The 17157-nt window shown below is 64.5% G+C and carries 13 protein-coding genes and 1 tRNA gene; 11 read left to right on the forward strand and 3 right to left on the reverse strand.

What is annotated here, in order from left to right:
* Positions 1–68: 68 nt before the first annotated feature.
* From RCH14_RS16875 to RCH14_RS16900, 6 genes are all read left to right on the forward strand, one after another.
* Complete coding sequence (locus tag RCH14_RS16875; protein WP_343027263.1) at positions 69–1046, forward strand: acetyl-CoA carboxylase carboxyltransferase subunit alpha; 978 nt, start codon at positions 69–71, stop codon at positions 1044–1046.
* Positions 1047–1110: 64 nt separating this feature from the next.
* Entirely contained in the window at positions 1111–2535 is a 1425-nt protein-coding gene (tilS, locus tag RCH14_RS16880) for a tRNA lysidine(34) synthetase TilS (RefSeq protein ID WP_407070088.1), read from the forward strand.
* A gap of 147 nt (positions 2536–2682) precedes the next feature.
* On the forward strand, positions 2683–3930 hold the full coding sequence (locus tag RCH14_RS16885) for an aspartate kinase (protein WP_343027264.1): 1248 nt from the start codon (positions 2683–2685) through the stop codon (positions 3928–3930).
* Between the two features lie 97 nt (positions 3931–4027).
* Positions 4028–4120: transfer RNA gene (locus tag RCH14_RS16890), tRNA-Ser, on the forward strand.
* Positions 4121–4436: 316 nt separating this feature from the next.
* Positions 4437–5558, forward strand: coding sequence for a Gfo/Idh/MocA family oxidoreductase (locus RCH14_RS16895; RefSeq protein WP_343027265.1), 1122 nt, complete (start codon positions 4437–4439; stop codon positions 5556–5558).
* Between the two features lie 99 nt (positions 5559–5657).
* Positions 5658–6887 (forward strand): MFS transporter, encoded by a 1230-nt coding sequence (locus RCH14_RS16900; RefSeq protein ID WP_343027266.1) that lies wholly within the window; start codon positions 5658–5660, stop codon positions 6885–6887.
* 12 nt (positions 6888–6899) lie between these two features.
* Here RCH14_RS16900 and RCH14_RS16905 read toward each other — a convergent pair whose 3' ends face one another.
* The gene (locus RCH14_RS16905; protein ID WP_343027267.1) at positions 6900–7400 is read right to left on the reverse strand and encodes a hypothetical protein; all 501 of its coding nucleotides are present in this window, start codon (positions 7398–7400) and stop codon (positions 6900–6902) included.
* The gene (locus RCH14_RS16910; protein ID WP_343027268.1) at positions 7397–10753 is read right to left on the reverse strand and encodes a winged helix-turn-helix domain-containing protein; all 3357 of its coding nucleotides are present in this window, start codon (positions 10751–10753) and stop codon (positions 7397–7399) included. Before RCH14_RS16910 ends, RCH14_RS16905 begins: the two co-directional genes overlap by 4 nt.
* A 332-nt stretch (positions 10754–11085) precedes the next feature.
* Between RCH14_RS16910 and RCH14_RS16915 the strand changes: the two genes are divergently transcribed.
* The 4 genes from RCH14_RS16915 (at position 11086) to RCH14_RS16930 (ending at position 14386) form a co-directional block, all read left to right on the forward strand.
* Entirely contained in the window at positions 11086–11943 is an 858-nt protein-coding gene (locus tag RCH14_RS16915; RefSeq protein ID WP_343027269.1) for a hypothetical protein, read from the forward strand.
* 22 nt (positions 11944–11965) lie between these two features.
* Positions 11966–12427 carry a hypothetical protein gene (locus tag RCH14_RS16920; RefSeq protein ID WP_343027270.1) on the forward strand — a complete coding sequence of 154 codons (462 nt, stop codon included), beginning with the start codon at positions 11966–11968 and terminating at the stop codon, positions 12425–12427.
* A 238-nt stretch (positions 12428–12665) separates the two neighbouring features.
* The gene (locus RCH14_RS16925; protein WP_343027271.1) at positions 12666–13097 is read left to right on the forward strand and encodes a DUF2231 domain-containing protein; all 432 of its coding nucleotides are present in this window, start codon (positions 12666–12668) and stop codon (positions 13095–13097) included.
* Positions 13094–14386 carry a sorbosone dehydrogenase family protein gene (locus tag RCH14_RS16930; RefSeq protein ID WP_343027272.1) on the forward strand — a complete coding sequence of 431 codons (1293 nt, stop codon included), beginning with the start codon at positions 13094–13096 and terminating at the stop codon, positions 14384–14386. The genes RCH14_RS16925 and RCH14_RS16930 overlap by 4 nt, the downstream gene beginning before the upstream one ends.
* A 52-nt stretch (positions 14387–14438) precedes the next feature.
* Here RCH14_RS16930 and RCH14_RS16935 read toward each other — a convergent pair whose 3' ends face one another.
* Positions 14439–14849: a hypothetical protein gene (locus RCH14_RS16935; RefSeq protein WP_343027273.1), complete on the reverse strand. Its 411-nt coding sequence runs from the start codon at positions 14847–14849 to the stop codon at positions 14439–14441.
* Between the two features lie 252 nt (positions 14850–15101).
* On the opposite strand from RCH14_RS16935, the gene RCH14_RS16940 reads away from it, so the two are divergent.
* Complete coding sequence (locus RCH14_RS16940; protein ID WP_343027274.1) at positions 15102–17156, forward strand: TonB-dependent receptor domain-containing protein; 2055 nt, start codon at positions 15102–15104, stop codon at positions 17154–17156.
* Position 17157: the final 1 nt, after the last annotated feature.

The raw sequence follows: 17157 nt of genomic DNA on the forward strand, positions 1-17157 counted from the left end.
CGGTAGAATAGCGCCCTGATCCGCCGCGCAGCCACAGTGCACGGCCAAGACATTACCCCGGAGTGACAATGACTAAATTAACTTTCCTCGATTTCGAGCAGCCGATCGCCGAGCTCGATTCCAAGATTGAAGAGCTGCGGTTCGTACAAGATGATTCCGCCGTCGATATCTCCGAGGAGATCGATCGCCTGGACAAGAAAAGCCAGCAGCTCACCAAAGACATCTATGCCAAGCTGACTCCGTGGCAAGTGTCAAAGATTTCGCGTCACCCGCAGCGTCCGTACACGATGGACTACGTGAACGCGATCTTCACCGATTTCCATGAACTGCACGGCGACCGCACCTTTGCCGACGACCAGTCGATCATCGGCGGCCTGGCCCGTTTCAACGGCCAGCCCTGCATGGTCATCGGCCACCAGAAGGGTCGCGACACCAAAGAGCGCGCGATGCGCAACTTCGGCATGCCGAAACCCGAAGGCTACCGCAAGGCCATGCGCCTGATGAAGCTGGCTGAAAAATTCGGTTTGCCGATCTTTACCTTCGTCGACACCCCGGGCGCATTCCCCGGCATCGAAGCCGAAGAACGCGGCCAGTCCGAAGCCATCGGTCACAATCTGTACGTGATGGCCGAACTGAAAGTGCCGTTGATCGCCACGATCATCGGTGAAGGCGGTTCCGGCGGCGCGCTGGCCATTGCCGTTGGCGACGCCGTGCTGATCCTGCAATACGCAACGTACTCGGTGATTTCGCCGGAAGGCTGCGCGTCGATCCTGTGGAAGACGTCCGAACGCGCGGCCGATGCCGCCGACGCACTGGGCCTGACCGCGCACCGCTTGAAGGCAATGGGCCTGGTCGACAAGATCGTCAACGAGCCACTGGGCGGCGCGCACCGCGACCCGAAACAGATGGCGCAATTGCTCAAACGCGCACTGGCCGACACGCTGCGCCAGTTCCAGGGCATGAAGACCAAGGACCTGCTCGAAGCCCGTCACGCCAAGCTGATGGCATACGGCAAGTTCAAGGAAACGCTGCCGCGCGAAGAGTAAGCAGCACTAGTTTAGCCTGACCAGCGAGTTTCAATCAGCGAGTTTCAAGCAGCGAGTTCCGATAGTGAGCAGAACCAATCGCGGGACCGGTCCAGCCGGATCGGTCCCGGCAGCATGCAACGAGGCGCTCGCGCGCCTGTCCACCACCTACACCCCCACCTCGATCGCGATTGCCTGCAGCGGCGGCCTCGACTCGATGGTGTTGCTGCACCTGGCCCACGCCTGGTGTGCGCAGCAGGGGATCCCGCTAGTTGCCTTCCACGTGCACCACGGCCTGAGTCCGAACGCCGACGCCTGGCTCGCGCATTGCGAACGCAGCTGCGCCGCGCTGGGCGTGCCGTTTGATTATCGCCGCGTGACGATCCCGGTCGACGGCTCCGGCGTGGAAGCGGCCGCACGCCGCCCCCGTTATGCGGCGCTGGGCGCCATGTGCCGCGAGCATGGCGCGACGCTGCTGTTGACCGCCCACCATCTCGATGACCAGGCTGAAACGGTGCTGCTGCAATTGCTGCGCGGCTCGGGCCCGGCCGGCTTGTCCGGCATGGAAGCGGCTAACCGTTCGCCCAACCTGCTGGGCGACGATGTCACCGTGATGGCGCGCCCGCTGCTGACGCAAGCGCGCGCCGCGCTCGAGGCGCTTGCCGCGACGCACGCTTTGAGCTGGGTCGAGGATGAATCCAACCTCGATGCGCGCTATGCCCGCAACGCGCTGCGCCATCAGGTGATGCCGGCGCTGGCCGCAAACTTTCCCGGCTTTCAGGCGCGCCTGGCGCGCGGCGCGGCCCACGTCGCGTCGGCCCAGCGCATGCTCGAAGAACTGGCGGCGCACGACCTGGCCGCGTGCCTGGATGGCGATGCGGTCGACCTGGCGGTACTCGGTGCGCTCAGCGCCGACCGTATCGATAATTGTCTGCGCCACCTGTTTGCCGTACGTGGACTGGCGATGCCATCGACGGCGTGGCTGGCCGAAATGGTCTGGCAATTGTTCTCGGCGCGCGACGATGCGCAGCTGAAGGTCACGCATCCCGACTGCCACATCCGCCGCCATCGCGGCAAGCTGTTCTTGACGCCGCACTTGCCCGAACTGGAAGGCATGCGCGACCCCGACGATCTCGGCATCTTCATCAAGGAAGGGCAGCGCTTCCGCTGGCAGGGCGAAGCGTCCATCGCATTCCCGGCCTACGGCGGCGTGCTGCACTTCGTGGCGGCCGCACGCGGCTTCGATGCCGCCTGGCTGCGCGCGCTGCCGTTGATGATCGATTTTCGCAAGGGTGGCGAGCGCCTCAAGACGGCGGCCAACCGGCCCACGCGTGGCCTGAAGGCGCATTTCCAGGCGCTCGGCGTGCCGGCCTGGGAACGCGAGCGGCTACCCACTGTCAGCCGCGGCCGCGAACTGTTGTTCGCCGCCGGCATTGGGATGGATTGCGAGCACGTACTGGAGACGGGCGAGGGCAGGATCGAATTGCGCTGGGAAACGACCGCTGCCTGACGTGCGTGACCGGCTTCGTTGCGAAATGAATTAGGTTATTTTCTTTTCGTATAGCTTTTGCGCCAACGAGCCTTGTGATGCCGCGCTGCACCATGCTAGAGTAAGGGTCCCTTTTTGATCCTTACCCTAGCTGGAACCCTTCCTGATATGGCTTTAATTGTCCACAAATACGGCGGGACGTCGATGGGATCGACGGACCGTATCAAGAATGTCGCGGCCCGTGTGGCCAAGTGGCACGACGCAGGTCACCAGATCGTCGTCGTGCCGTCCGCCATGTCGGGCGAAACCAATCGCCTGATCGGTCTGGCCAAGCAGATCATGGACCAGCCCGATCCACGCGAGCTGGACATGATTGCCTCGACCGGCGAGCAAGTGTCCGTGGGCCTCCTGGCCATGGCGCTGCTGGCCATCGGCAAGGACGCGGTCTCGTACACGGGCTGGCAGGCGGGCATCCGCACCGACTCGTCGTTCACGAAAGCGCGCATCCAGTCGATCGACGACACCCGCGTCATGCGCGACCTGGCCAACGGCAAGATCGTCATCATCACGGGTTTCCAGGGCATGGACGAGGACGGCAATATCTCGACCCTCGGCCGTGGCGGTTCGGACACCTCGGCCGTGGCGATTGCCGCCGCGCTGAAGGCCGACGAATGCCTGATCTACACCGACGTCGACGGCGTCTACACGACCGATCCGCGCGTGGTCGACGAGGCGCGCCGCCTGTCGAAGATCACCTTCGAAGAAATGCTCGAGCTGGCCTCGCTGGGCTCGAAAGTGCTGCAAACCCGTTCGGTCGAGTTCGCAGGCAATTACCAGGTGCCGACGCGCGTGCTGTCGTCGCTGACCGATCCCCTGATGCCCCTGGCCGAAGAAGCCAGCTCGGGCACCCTGATTTCGTTTGAGGAAGAAAGCAATATGGAACAAGCCGTCATCTCCGGCATCGCCTTCAATCGCGATGAAGCAAAGATCACCGTCCTGGGCGTGCCGGACAAGCCGGGCGTCGCGTTCCACATCCTGGGCCCGATCGCCGAAGCCAATATCGAAGTTGACATGATCATCCAGAACCAGTCGGTGGATGGCAAGACCGACTTCACCTTCACGGTCTCGCGCAACGACTACGTGCAGGCGATGAAGGTGCTGGAAGACCAGAAGGACAACCTGGGCGCGGCCAAGATCGTCGGCGACGCCAAGGTCTCGAAGGTCTCGGCGGTGGGCGTGGGCATGCGCAGCCACGTCGGTGTGGCCTCGGACATGTTCCGCACGCTGTCGGAAGAGGGCATCAACATCCAGATGATCTCGACGTCGGAGATCAAGATTTCGGTGTTGATCGACGAAAAGTACATGGAACTGGCCGTACGCGCCCTGCACAAGTCATTTAATCTCGAACAAAGTTAAGCCTGCTTGCAATTTTTTGGGTGTGTTTTCTTGACCAAATGAGCACCAACCCTTAAGATGCTTGCACTCAGCGCTGACGGAAACGTTGGCACTGATTGGAGACGTGGCCGAGTGGCCGAAGGCACATCCCTGCTAAGGATGCATACGGCTTATACCTGTATCGTGGGTTCGAATCCCACCGTCTCCGCCAAGAACGATGAAAAAAGCCACCGCAAGGTGGCTTTTTTCTTTGGCCAGCCAGTCAGCTCCACAGCCGGGGTCAGGTCTGACATTCAGACACGACCTCAGCCTTAGCCATTCCATTGGTGTCTTGCCCGGTATTCGCATGGCCGGGTGCCAGCTGGTTGAGACGACGCGACTGTCGAGATCGTGTCCGAATGTCAGACCTGACCCCCGCTGCTAGTCACTTTCCAATTTCAGACCACTGCGCAGCACGATCTCCCCACCCCCGTTAAAATGCTGGATGCCGCAATCGCTGGTCCAACAGTTTCAAGGGAGTCTCTCGCATGACCACTTCATCTACTCCCGCAGTGTCCGTCAAAAAAATCCGCGTCGGTATCGTCGGCGCCGGTACCTGGGCCGAGTATGGCCATATCCCGTCGCTGGCCTTGTTGCCCGAGTTCGAACTGACGGCCGTGTACAGCCGCAGCGCCGACAAGGCCCAGGCACTGGCTGCGCGCCATGGCATTGCCTATCCCATCACCTCGCTGCAGGCGCTCGTCGAGCACCCTGAGGTCGACCTGGTGCTGGTGCTGAACCAGGCACCGCAGCATGAAGCAGCGATCCGCGCCGCCATTGCTGCTGGCAAGGACGTGTATTCGGAATGGCCGCTGACCACCAGCACTGCCGTTTCGGCCGAGCTGGCCGCGCTGGCCGAAGCGGCCGGTGTGCGCCACATCGTCGGCCTGCAGCGCCGCCTGTCGCCGGGCTACCGCTATATGTCGGATCTGCTGGCTGACGGTTATATCGGCGAGTTGCGTTCGGTGCGCATGCATGTCAGCGTCGATGCGTTCGGCGCGCGGCGCATGGGTTATCTGGCCTACACCGTGCCGACCGAGAACTTCTCGGATTTGCTGCCGGTCTTCGGCGGGCATTTTCTCGACATTCTGTTCAGGCACTTCGGCTTTCCGCGCACACTGAGCGCGCTGACGGCCAACCAGATCACGCAAGTGACCATCGTCGATACCGGCGAGACGCTGCCACGCACCAATCCCGATCAGGTGCTCATCACCGGCACCTTTGCCAACGGCGCCGTGCTGTCGGTGCAGCTCGAAGCGGGCAAGCGCAATAACGCGGGTGTGCAGATCGACCTGACGGGCACCGAAGGCGATTTACGGATCACCAATGCGACCAGCTTTGGCCCGTCGGTCAATCTGATCGAAGGGGCGCGCGGCGACGCCCAGCCGTTGCAGGCACTGCCCGTGCCGGCGCAGTACGACTGGCTGCCACCGCACGATCTGGGCGGCAGCGTGGCCGAGCTGGCCCATCTGTATGCGGCGTATGCCCGCGACGTGCAGGGCGGCACGCAATTGGCGCCGACGTTTGCCGACGCCGTCAAGATGCATGCGGTGATCGACGCGATCATCGCGTCCGACCGCAGCGGCAACCGGGTCGACCTCGCCGGCTGATCCGCCAGGCATCACCTTTTCATTTCTCTTGCGCGCCCGCCGCAGCGGCGCATGCCTACCGCATGCGTCGCTGCCGCGGCATTCGCGATTGCATCACACATGACAACTGACACTTTGCCTCACCCCGACGCCCTTCATCCTGCAACCCCGAGCACCCCCCCGAAACTGCCACTGACATCGCTGCTGGCGCTGACCATGGTCAGCTTTGTCGTCATCCTGACCGAAGTCTTGCCCGCCGGGCTGCTGCCCCAGCTTGCCGCCAGCCTGAACAGTTCGCAGTCCGTGATGGGGCAGCTGATCAGCATTTACGCGCTGGGCTCGGTGCTGGCTGCGATCCCGCTGGCGGCCGCCACGCAAGGCGTCGGCCGCCGCACCTTGCTGCTCACCGCCATGGCGGGCTTCGTGATTGCCAACACCATCACCGCACTGTCGACGAGCCTGCCGCTGATCTTCGTCGCCCGCTTTCTGGGCGGCGTGGCGGCAGGCCTGGCCTGGGCCATGCTGGTTGGTTACGCTGCGCGCATGGTCGCGCCGCAGCACAAGGGCAGGGCGATTGCCATTGCAATGGCGGGCACGCCGCTGGCGCTGACTGTCGGTATCCCGCTTGGCACCTACGTCGGCAACCTGGTTGGCTGGCGCATCGCGTTTGGCATGCTCAGTGCGCTGGCCGCGCTGCTGATGTTGTGGATCGTGCTGCGGCTGCCGGCGCTGCGCGCCATTCCCGGTCAACAACGCCAGAGCGTGGCGCAGGTGTTTGCGCTGCCCGGCGTACGGACCGTGCTGACCGTGCTGCTGCTGTACGTCGTCACGCACAACCTCTTGTACACCTATATCGCGCCGCTCGTGACGCTGGCCGGACTGGCGCCGCGCGTGGACTTTTTGCTCGCACTGTTCGGTGGTGCTGCGCTGGTGAGCCTGCTGCTGGTGGGGACGCTGGTCGACCGCTGGCTGCGCCAGCTGGTCCTGGCCAGCACCGGGTTGTTCCTGCTGGCGTGTAGTACGCTGGCCCTGTGGCCCGGCGTGCAGGCGACGGTGTACCTGGCGGTGGCCATCTGGGGGCTGGCGTTCGGCGGCGCTGCAACTTTGTTCGTGACATCGCTGTCGAATGCGTCGGGGCCGGGTCAGGACGTCGCGCAGTCGATGATGACAACCGTGTGGAATCTCGCGATCTTTGCCGGCAGCGTGGTCGGCGGCATGTTGCTGGGCCAGTTCGGTGCAGGGTCGTTTGCCTGGGTCGCCACGGCGCTACTCAGCGTGACCCTGCTGATCATCTGGCGCAGCCGTACACAGTTCTATTGGCACGGTGCTGCGTCGAACCTGGCCAGGTGATCTCTGATGGGTCTATTTGCCCACGCCGTTCTTGATTTCGGGATCCGTGGTGGCGATCAGCTCGAACACGGGCGTGGGCGATTTGCCGGTCGACTGCTTGCTGAACACGAGGATCACGCCGCGCGTGGTGTGGGGCGCGACCGGAATGAGCATGAACCGGTTGCCGTCGAACAGGCAGGCGCTCGGCAGTGGGTCGGCGGCCACCGACAAGGTGCGGGCCACGCCCGCGTACAGGGTGACGCTCCGGTCGAGCCGATCGAGCGTCAGGTGGGTATGCTGCAGGATGGTCTCGATGTCCGGCTGGAACAGCATGACGCCATTCGCATCGCCCCCGCCGTGCCTGGCGTCGAGGTCCTTGGAGGACATCTTTTCCCAATAGTGCTCGCCCACCGTCTGCGCGTAATAGAACACGTTCTCCACACTGCCGTCGTCGGGGATGACGGGCACCACGAAAAAGACGGGGGCACTGCCTGGCACCGATGCGGTGATGGAGAGAGGGGCTGCGGTTGTCATGGTGCGATCCTGGTTGATACTGCGTGAAGAAATGCTGGCGCTTGCGGCCGGTAGCCGCCTTGCGTCAGCGTTTGCACATCAGCGCCGGTGATGGCGCCTTCCCCTGCACAGGCACGTGCCACGAGCCAGGCTTCGCGCACGAATCCCGCCTGGCCGGTGTCGATGGCCGGTTGCAAGGCACTAAGCGTCGCCCGGCACAGCACGGGCGGGTAGGTCCCGTTGGATGTGCCGGCGTCGGCCTGCAGCAGCAGCATGGCCCCCCGTGCCTGCAGCTCCCGGCCCTGCCACAGATACGGGTACTGCACGATCAGGCTGCCGATGTCCTGCGCGGCGCTGCTGGCCGCGGCGCGCGCAGCGCCCCAGTCGCGTGCCCGCATCGCCTGCCCGGCGACCGCGAGGCGCGTCTGTATCACGCTCTGGCGCCATTCACGCACGTCCTCTTTGCCCTTGCCATCGCTTGCCAGGCGGCGCTGCAACGTCGCCAGATCAGCATCAATGACCACGCCGGCGTCCGCCTGCGCCAGCAGCAGTGCGCTGTCGGCCAGCAGGCTTTCGGCCTGCCAGAAGGCATTGGTGGCGCCAGCGCTCAGTGCCTGGCGCATCCAGCGGGCGGCGGCCTGCCTGGCAGCGATTGCATCGAAGGACCGGCCCAGCGCCTGCAAGGCTTCAGCGCGCCGGCTTTCGATGACGCCCAGGTCGCGCAGCCGCACCGCCTCCCGTGGCCGGACCTGTTGCAGTTGCTGCTGCACCCCGCGCGCGGTGTCGTACAGCGCCAGCGCGCGCAGGCTGTCGCCTTTCAGGTGCGCCAGCTGGCCCAGCCAGGCGCGCGCGCTGGCAATCGCGTCCTGCGCGTCGATGTCGTCCGGATGGTCGGCCAGCACCGCCAGCTTGAGCGCGAGCGACGCCTCGAAGCCGCGCTGCGCGTCATGCCAGCGGCCCCGGCGCATTGCAATCGAACTCAGGCTGCCGAGCGCATAACCGAGCTCGGCCCTGGCCTGGGGATGCGCCGGCGCAGCGCTCAGCCAATCCTGGCTGGCGGCGCGATAGCGCGTCATCTGCTCGGTCGCTTCATCCAGCCGGCCGGCGTCATAGGCAATCTGGCCCAGCCAGAATGCACTGGCGCCCAGCGTCTTGTAGTACTCGCCAATATCGAGGCCTGGGGCTGGGCCCATGGTGGTCAGCAGGGCCTGGGCACGTGCCAGCGCCGTGCCGGCCATTGCAAGCTGTTGCGTTCCCCGGCTGCTGTTGACTTCGCCGATCACGACGAGCGCTTTGGCGCGCTGCAAGGTGTCGGCCGGCAGCTCGTCCCGGACATCCTGGGGATTGAGCACCTGCAAGCCATGTTCAGCGATGCTGCCCAGCAGATCGAGCTTGCCGATTGGCCGCAGCTGGTCGGCAAGCTCACCCAGCATGAAGGTGGCCAGGCGCCGGCTCTGGCGCTCGCGTGCGGTCACGGTGTCGGCCAGTTGCGCGTTGTGCACCGCGGCCAGGCCGGCGGTCACTGCCAGCGCCAGTGTGCCCACCAGGGCGGCCACGCGCCAGCGCGCAAGCGCCGTGAGGCGGGCCTGGGAGCGTGCCACGAAGTCGTGCTCGTCAGGCCCGAACAGTTGCGGTGCAGCGCGCACCGCGCCCCGCGCTTGCCACAACAATGGCACCCGCGGCAACAGGCATGCCCTGGCACGGCCACTGTCCAGCCAGCGCCGCACCCATGGCCCGAGCTCGGCGCGGGCAGTCAGCGTGACCCGGTGCTGCGCGATCCAGGCAGTCACCCGTGGCCATTGGCGCAGCAGCGCTTCGTGCGCGACGCGAAAGCCGATTTCACCGCCGCCGAGGCGGTCGGCGACCAGCAGGCGCGCGTCGATCAGCGCATCCACCAATGCGCGTTCGTGCGCATCGGTCAGGCTGGCGCCGGTGACCGAGCGGCTGCTTGGCGAGGCGTCCTCGGCCGACAGGGTCACCAGGCGTGGCAGCAGACGCGTCAGCGCCGCTTGCTGGACGCCCGGCAAGGCGGCCAGGATCGCTTCGGCGCGGCTGCCGATCGCGCCTTCCAGGCCGCCCAGCGCATCGTAGGCGGCCCACGTCAGTTCGTCGCCCGGCGCGCGTGCCAGATACAGCGCCTGCAAGGTGTATTGCAGCAGCGGCAAGGCGTCGCCTGCCTGCATCGCGTCGGTGCACAGGCGGTCGTCGAGCCGGTTCAGGCTGCTCGCATCGCTGCCGTAGGTCAGGTTGGCCGCGCGCGCCGGCAGGCGGATCATCTGCATGATCGCCTGGGCGTCAGGCGGTGCCAGGTCCATGTGCGCGCCATGCTCCTTGTCGTGCATGAGCAGGCGGTGGCACGACAGGCTGGGATAGAAATCGTTGCGGCACACGGCCAGCACCAGCGCCAGGCTGCTGCGTACCAGAGCCTCGATACAGTCGAGAAAATCCTGGCGGCCCGCATCCATGGCCGCCCCGAACAGACCCTCCAGGCGGTCCAGCACCAGCAGCGGCAAGCCCTGGCTGCCGGCATGCCGCGCCTGCAAGCCGATCCGCAGCAGTCGTAGTACTTCGTCAGGCTCGGCGCGCAGCAGCGCCGTCAGCGAGGCGATGCTATGGCCCGACAGCAGCGCGACATTGGCGACTTCCCAATCGAGCAGGGCGCCGGCCAGCGCCTGCCACGGGCCGGTCTCGTCGAGCGCGCCCAGATCGAGCACTGTCGCGGTGCAGGCCCGCACGCGCGCATCGCCCGGCGCCGACCCGGCCAGCATCGCGGGGATGAGGCCGGCCCGCACCAGCGACGTTTTGCCGGAACCGCTCGGCCCCAGCAGCACGACCAGCCCATGGCCGCGCGCCTGCTGCTCGGCGAGGCGCCGATGCAATTGCCTGACTGCGTCATCACGGCCGAAATACACGGCCGCATGTTCCGTGCCGAACGGTTCCAGGCCGCGAAACGGCGACGCCCCGCGCCATGCGCCGCACAGGCTGCGCGGTCCTTCGTCGGACAGCACGCGGATCGGGGCGATCAGCCGGTAGCCCTGCTTGCGGATTGTTTCGATGTAGCGGGGACTGGAGGCCGCGTCCTGCAGCGCCCGGCGCAGTCCGGCAATGACCTTGTGGACTTGGTTGTCACCCTGCACCTGGCCGGGCCAGCATGCATCGAGCAGGGCGTCGGCAGTGACGACGTCGCCGCAACGACGGCACAGTTCGGCCAGCACGGCCATCGGCCGCGGTTCCAGCGCGATCACGTCGTCGCCGCGCACGATCCGGTGCGCCGCCACATCGATCATCCAGTCGCCAAGCAGGAAGCGGCCGCCGTCGACCAGCGGGTTGCCCTCTCGCAGCGCGCGTAATTCCGGTAGTGATGCGTGGTTCAAGATCACTCTCTGAGCGTGGGTGAAGCGCATTCCGGTCGACCGGGGCAAGCGGGATGGTCCCGCCGACTTAGTAGGCCATCAATATCTCACGTGAAAGATGGTTTTGTAAACCTGGCAATCTTTTGGTTGTGTTGCCCGCCATCGTCTGGTCCGGCGTCGCTTCGCCGGGCGCAAAGGCGGGGACGCGCAGGTTGCACACGTCACTTTATTCAGCTGAATCAATGACTTGCCTTGTCTGCAGGAACGGGAAGGTAACCGGAAGGCGGCAGTGCTGCGCTCGCCGTAGGATGGTGTTGCACGGGTTCGAGCAACGTGCGCTACAGGAGAGCACGATGAATTCCCCCGCATTGTCACTCATCACCGGAGCACCGGCCGTGGGCAATGTGCCACGGCCGTGCTCTGACGACGCCATCCGTGAGGCCTTGCAACGTGTGCTCACGAGCAAGCGATTTGCCAAGGCGCGCCGCTGCACGGCCTTGCTGGCCTATCTGGTCGAGCGCGTGCTGATGTGCGTCGACACGGCGGCCTCGCCGCCGGAACACGAGATCGGCGTGGCCGTGTTTGGCCGTGATCCCGGGTCGTATCTCCCCGCAGACGATCCCATCGTCCGGGTGCAGGCGGGCCGCCTGCGTCTGCGCCTGACGGCGTATTATGCGGACGAAGGCGCTGCCGACGCCTTGCGCATCAGCGTGCCACAAGGCCGTTACCATGCCCGCATCGCACTGGCTGACAGCGCTGGGGCAGGTCGTACCGGGCCCAGCGCCGCGCCACTATTGTTGTTCAACCCGCTCATCTGCCTGTGCACCGAGGCGCCGGTCACGCACTTCACTGCAGGCTTGAACGACGAACTGGGATTCCGGCTGTACCGTGAACTACGCTCGCTGAGCCTGGCCAGTGCTGGTCGCGAGTTGCCGCCAGTCGACCGTCCCCAGGCCCTTTACCTGCTCGAGGGCTCGGTGCGACAGGATGCAGCGCTGCTGCGGGTGTCGTTGGTCCTGCGCCATGGAACAGGGGGCGCGGTGCTGTGGTATGCGCAATTCGACCGCGCCCGTGGCAGCGACAGGGTCAGCCATACAGACAGCGACCCGGATAGCGACAGCACCATCGCCGACCAGGAGGGGATGGCCGCGCGTTGCGTGGCCGCGCTGCAGGAGCACTTGCCCGGTTGCCTTTCCCTGCGTGCTCTGTAAGGCGATGGCCAGGTATCGGCCCATGCTGGCCATCGTGGTCAGCCACGCGCATCCGGCGGGCAAGGCCATGGATCTGCGCTTCATTCCCAGCCTCGAGACGACGGCAATGCTGCTGCGTGAAGCCCTGCTGCTGCGTCATACGCCGGACGGCGCCGAGCTGTGGCGCAATGCCGCGCAAGCGTGGACGGCGCAGGGCCGTTGCACCGTGCTGCCGCTGGTATTCCAGGTATTCACACGCAACGCCCGGCTGCAATCCTGCACGGACTGGCCGGTCGCGTTGCCGCTGCGCTATGTGAGCGTCGCCGGGAACGAACAGATGCACGCCGAGACCCTCGCTGGCTCGGGCGCCTCGCGCCGGCCTTTTCTATCGGTCGAGATCGACCACCGTCCGGCGCGTGATGGTGCGTGCGCCACGTACCGGATTGCACTGGCCTCGACGATCACTTCACTGCAAGCCGTTCCGGCCGGCGAACTTCCTCCCTGACGTCGATGTGCGCGCCAATCTGCGCGTTGGTCTGCGCGTTGATGTGCGCGGTGATGCACGGTTGATACGTCACGCCGGCATCAAGCCGGCGGCTGCGCCCGTATCTCCCCCCTGGCATGGTCAGCCAATGCGACGGCGCAAGGACCAAGCGCGATTCCTAGCGTGCTCAACGAGGCGACAGCCTGTTGGCATAGACGCTATAGTCTGCGTTATCAAAATTACCAATAAGGTCAACCCCATGTCTACTGTCACCACGGCCAGCGCAGGCTATGTCCGCGCGCCAGGCGTGCTCCACACGATCCTGCTTGCCGGCAGCGTATCGCTGTTCCTCGGCGCATTGCTCAGCGATATCGCCTATTACAACACGTACCAGATCCAGTGGAGCAATTTTGCTTCGTGGCTCAACGCCGGCGCCTTGCTGTTCGCCGGGCTCGCGCTCGTGTTCGCGCTGGTCAATCTGCTGCGCGCCAGGCCCAAGGCCGGTCGTCCACTGACGTATTTCGTGATGTTGCTCGTGACCTTCGTGAGCGGCCTGGTCAATGCCTTCCAGCATGCCAAGGACGCCTGGGCGCTGATGCCGATGGGTCTGGTCCTGTCGGTCGTCGTCTTCATCCTTATTTGCATGACCGCAGTTGCAGGACTCAACCCACGTTCGGGAGGACTGAAATGAATCGCTCGAGCGCACTCGCCCTGTTCAGCATGACCCTGCTGGCCAGCGCCTGCAGTAACGAAGCCAATACCACCCTGGTCGTCGGTCCCGACCCCAAACTGCCGGCGCCGGAGCGCGGCATGTTTCCGAGCATGAAGATTGCCGACCCGACCGCATGGGGCGATCAAAAGCCGACCGTGCCAGAGGGCTACAGCATCACGGCCATCGCGACCGACCTGAAAATCCCGCGCCAGATGCTGGTGCTGCCGAACGGCGACATCCTGGTGGCGGAAGGCCGTGGCGGCAGCGCCGCCAAGCTCAAGCCGAAAGACGTCATTGCCGGTTACATCAAGGCGCAGGGCAATACCAAGGTCAAGGGCGGCAATCGCCTGACGTTGCTGCGCGATGCCGATGGTGACGGCAAGTACGAGCTCCAGACCGTGTTTGCCGAGAACCTGAACGCGCCGTATGGCCTGGCGTTCGCCAACAACAAACTGTACGTGGCGAACCAGGATGCGGTGGTCAGCTTCGATTACCAGGCTGGCCAGACCAAGGCCGCCGCCGCGCCGGTCATGATCACGCATCTGCCTTCGCAGATCAACCACCACTGGACGAAGGCGATGACCATCAGCCCGGATGGTCGCTATGTCTACGTCGGTATCGGTTCGAACAGCAATATCACCGAGCGTGGCATGGAAGCCGAAGTCGACCGCGCGATGGTGTGGCAGATCGATGTGACGACGGGCGCCTACAAGCCGTACGCAACGGGCCTGCGCAACCCGACGGCGCTGGCGATGCACCCTGAAACCGGCCAGTTGTGGTCGGTCGTGAACGAGCGCGACGAACTGGGTCCGGACCTGGTGCCGGATTACCTGACGTCGGTGAAGGAGGGCGGCTTCTACGGCTGGCCATACAGCTATTGGGGCCAGAACGTCGACCCGCGCGTGATGCCGTCGGACCCGAAGAAAGTGGCAGCCGCGATCAAGCCGGATTACAGCCTGGGTTCGCACGTTGCGGCGCTCGGCCTGCACTTTTCGCTGCCGGCGATGGGCGCGAAATTCGCCAATGGCGCGTTTGTTGGCGAACACGGCAGCTGGAACCGCGACAACCCGGTGGGCTACAAAGTGACCTTCGTGCCGTTCGCGAACGGTCGCCCAGCTGGCGCCTCGATCGACTTCGCCACCGGCTTTCGGGATGCCAACGGCAAGACGCGTGGGCGTCCGGTGGGCGTCACGGTGGATCCGCGCGGCGCGCTGATCATTGCCGACGATCTGGCCAACACGGTATGGCGCGTGGTGCCAAACCGCTGATCGCCATTTGAAGCGAACGCAGCCGATTACGCGAATGATGCCAGCCCTGGCGTCATTCGCGCTGCGGCGGCAGCTTCCGCGGTGACGGTGGGGCCAGCAGCCACCACTGCCCGCAGCCCTGCAAGAAGACGACGTTCGTTGACGTCACGTCGACGCCATCGGCAAAGCGCATCTCCCCGATGCGGTCCCTGACCAGTGCGAGATCGGTCGATGTCGCGCCACCCTCGAAGCGCAGCGCCAGACCCACCGAACCTTCACGCGTCGCGCTATCGATACCGAGGAGGCGCGGTATGGTGCGCAACGCCCGCTCCAGTGGATTGGTCACGTTCGTTTCCACGCGCTCGGGACTGCGTTCGCTGACGTGCAGTTGCGCACCGATCAGCGGAAACGGCCCTTCACAGGCAAAGGCGACGTTGCTGCAGGTGACCGCCGCCACCAGCGCCAGTAGGTGTTTGACGTTCATCCATTGTCCTTGACGTTGCACCGAAGCCCGGTGCCGTGCACCAGGGTATCACTGCCAAGAAGACCGGCAATCAAAAGCGCGGTCAGATTGTTCATCCAGAAAATTCTCATGGCAAGTTATGGCTCAGGTCGCATGATGAGCGGGAAGATTGTAGGCGGCGGGGCACGATATTGCCAACTCTAATGATAATGGTTTATCATTATTGACTTGGCGAGCATTGCCGCTTTCGCCGCACATGACAAGGTCTTTCCGATGACATTCAAGCGCCTTCCTATCGCCCATGCACTTGCCCTGGCGACCCTCGGTTCCACGTTGGCCCACGCCGCCGATCCTTCGATCGTCATGGGCGAGGTGCGCGTGAGCGCCCAGCGCGATGCCGGCGCGTTGCGCTCGAGCCGCGTGCTGACGTCGGTCGATGTACTGGGTGCGGACAAGATCGAAGACAAGAACGTGACCAATAGCTGGGAACTCGTGGGCCAGTTACCGGGTGTGCAGCTGACCGAAACACGGATGGGCGCCGAGTCGGGCAAGGCGAGCTTTCGCGCTTTCAACGGCGAAGGCTATATCAATGGCATCAAGGTGCTGATCGACGGCATCCCAAGCAATGTCAACAGTGGTAACCAGCGCTTCATCGACATGATCTTCCCGCTCGAAGTCGACTATATCGAAGTGGTGCGCGGCACGAATGACCCGCGCTATGGCCTGCACAATATCGGTGGCAACCTGAATATCGGCACGCGCCAGGGCGGCAATTACGTCGACAGCCGGTTCACCTACGGCAGCTTCAATACACGCGAAGTGCAGGCAGCATATGGCCGCGAGGCCGACGGTTTTGCGCAAAACTATTTCGCGGCCAGGCAACTGACCGACAGCTACCGCGCGAATGGTGACTCGAATAAATACTCGATCGGGGGCAAGTGGTTCCTCACCTCGAACGACAAGACGGTCACGGCCGGTCTGGTCGTGCGCGCCTACGAACACGCATCGGGCGAGCCGGGCTTCCTGACCGCTGCCCAACTGGCTGCCGACCGCCGGCAGTCGCCGCGCAAGAATGCCAACGACAAGACCGACCGCGACATGCACCACGCCAGCGCGCACCTGGACTGGCACATCACGCCGAACGCGTTCCTGAGCAACAAGCTGTACTACAACGACTACAAGGACGACCGCCGCGTCACCTTCACCAGCAATCCCGAAGGCAATGCACCGCGTCAGCGCCGTCTGTGGGATGAAGAACAACTCGGCTTCATGAGCACGCTGACATGGCGCGCGAACGGGCGCGTCACGGTCGATGGCGGCGTCAACACCGAGCGCCAGGACAACGGCTACCGCCGGCTGCGCTACAACTTCGCGATCCCGACCGACTTCACGACGCCGGCCCGCACCCAGAACGACGACCGCTACAAGTTCAACAACGTGGGCGCCTACGTGCAGGCGGTGATCAAGGCCACCGACACGATTCAGGTCGTGCCGGGCTACCGGGTCGACCGTTTCACCGGCAACCAGCCGCTGCCGGGTGGGACGAGCGCGGGACTGCAGGATTACGGCTGGATCAAGCAGCCCAAGTTCAGCATGGTCTGGAGTCCGGCGACGGACATCAGCCTGTACGGCAACTGGGGCCGCACGTTCCAGATCCTGACGGGCTCGGTGGGCCCGGCCTACCTGGTGCCTGGCCAGGCACCGTTTGACGCGTCGGTCAATACCGGCAAGGAAGTCGGCGTCAAGCTCAAGCCCAGCGCGCGCAGCGACTTGCGCCTGGCGATCTGGCGTCAGGACGCCTCCGGTGAAGTGGCCAATATGCCGGCCACCGGCACCACGGTCGGGCTGGGCGAGACGCGCCGTGAAGGCCTCGACTTCCAGCTTGCGGGCAAGGTCACCGACAAGCTCGAACTGTCGCTGTCGCACTCGCTGCAAAAGGCCGAAGTGCGCAAGGCCACGGGCACCAATGGTGTCTCGCTGGCCGGCAAGGAAGTGTTTTCGACGCCGCGTCAGATCACCAATGTCAGCTTGGACTACAAGCACTCGGACACCTGGCGCTTCGGGCTGCAAGGCCGCTCGCAGGGCAGCTACTTTATCGACACGCCCAACGAGCTGGGCAAGTTTTGCGGCTTCGTGCTGTTCGATGCCAATGTGCGCTATGCACTGTCGGCGCGCACCAGCATCGATGTCCAGGTCAAGAACATCGCCGACCGCAATTACGCGTACGCGTGGTATGACAACTTCTTCTGGCCAGCCAGCCAGGCGCAGCCGATGTTCTCATCGGGTAATGGCCGGGCTGCATATATTTCACTGAACGTGAAGTTGTAGT

The sequence above is a fragment of the Massilia sp. MP_M2 genome (assembly GCF_039123635.1).
Lineage (GTDB): Bacteria > Pseudomonadota > Gammaproteobacteria > Burkholderiales > Burkholderiaceae_D > Telluria.

What these genes read in the sequence shown, in the direction of transcription:
- RCH14_RS16875 (WP_343027263.1), top strand. Translation starts at nt 69, where the DNA reads ATGACTAAATTAACTTTCCTCGATTTCGAGCAGCCGATCGCCGAGCTC.
- RCH14_RS16885 (WP_343027264.1), top strand. Translation starts at nt 2,683, where the DNA reads ATGGCTTTAATTGTCCACAAATACGGCGGGACGTCGATGGGATCGACG.
- RCH14_RS16895 (WP_343027265.1), top strand. Translation starts at nt 4,437, where the DNA reads ATGACCACTTCATCTACTCCCGCAGTGTCCGTCAAAAAAATCCGCGTC.
- RCH14_RS16900 (WP_343027266.1), top strand. Translation starts at nt 5,658, where the DNA reads ATGACAACTGACACTTTGCCTCACCCCGACGCCCTTCATCCTGCAACC.
- RCH14_RS16905 (WP_343027267.1), bottom strand. Translation starts at nt 7,400, where the DNA reads ATGACAACCGCAGCCCCTCTCTCCATCACCGCATCGGTGCCAGGCAGT.
- RCH14_RS16915 (WP_343027269.1), top strand. Translation starts at nt 11,086, where the DNA reads ATGAATTCCCCCGCATTGTCACTCATCACCGGAGCACCGGCCGTGGGC.
- RCH14_RS16920 (WP_343027270.1), top strand. Translation starts at nt 11,966, where the DNA reads ATGCTGGCCATCGTGGTCAGCCACGCGCATCCGGCGGGCAAGGCCATG.
- RCH14_RS16925 (WP_343027271.1), top strand. Translation starts at nt 12,666, where the DNA reads ATGTCTACTGTCACCACGGCCAGCGCAGGCTATGTCCGCGCGCCAGGC.
- RCH14_RS16930 (WP_343027272.1), top strand. Translation starts at nt 13,094, where the DNA reads ATGAATCGCTCGAGCGCACTCGCCCTGTTCAGCATGACCCTGCTGGCC.
- RCH14_RS16935 (WP_343027273.1), bottom strand. Translation starts at nt 14,849, where the DNA reads ATGAACGTCAAACACCTACTGGCGCTGGTGGCGGCGGTCACCTGCAGC.
- RCH14_RS16940 (WP_343027274.1), top strand. Translation starts at nt 15,102, where the DNA reads ATGACATTCAAGCGCCTTCCTATCGCCCATGCACTTGCCCTGGCGACC.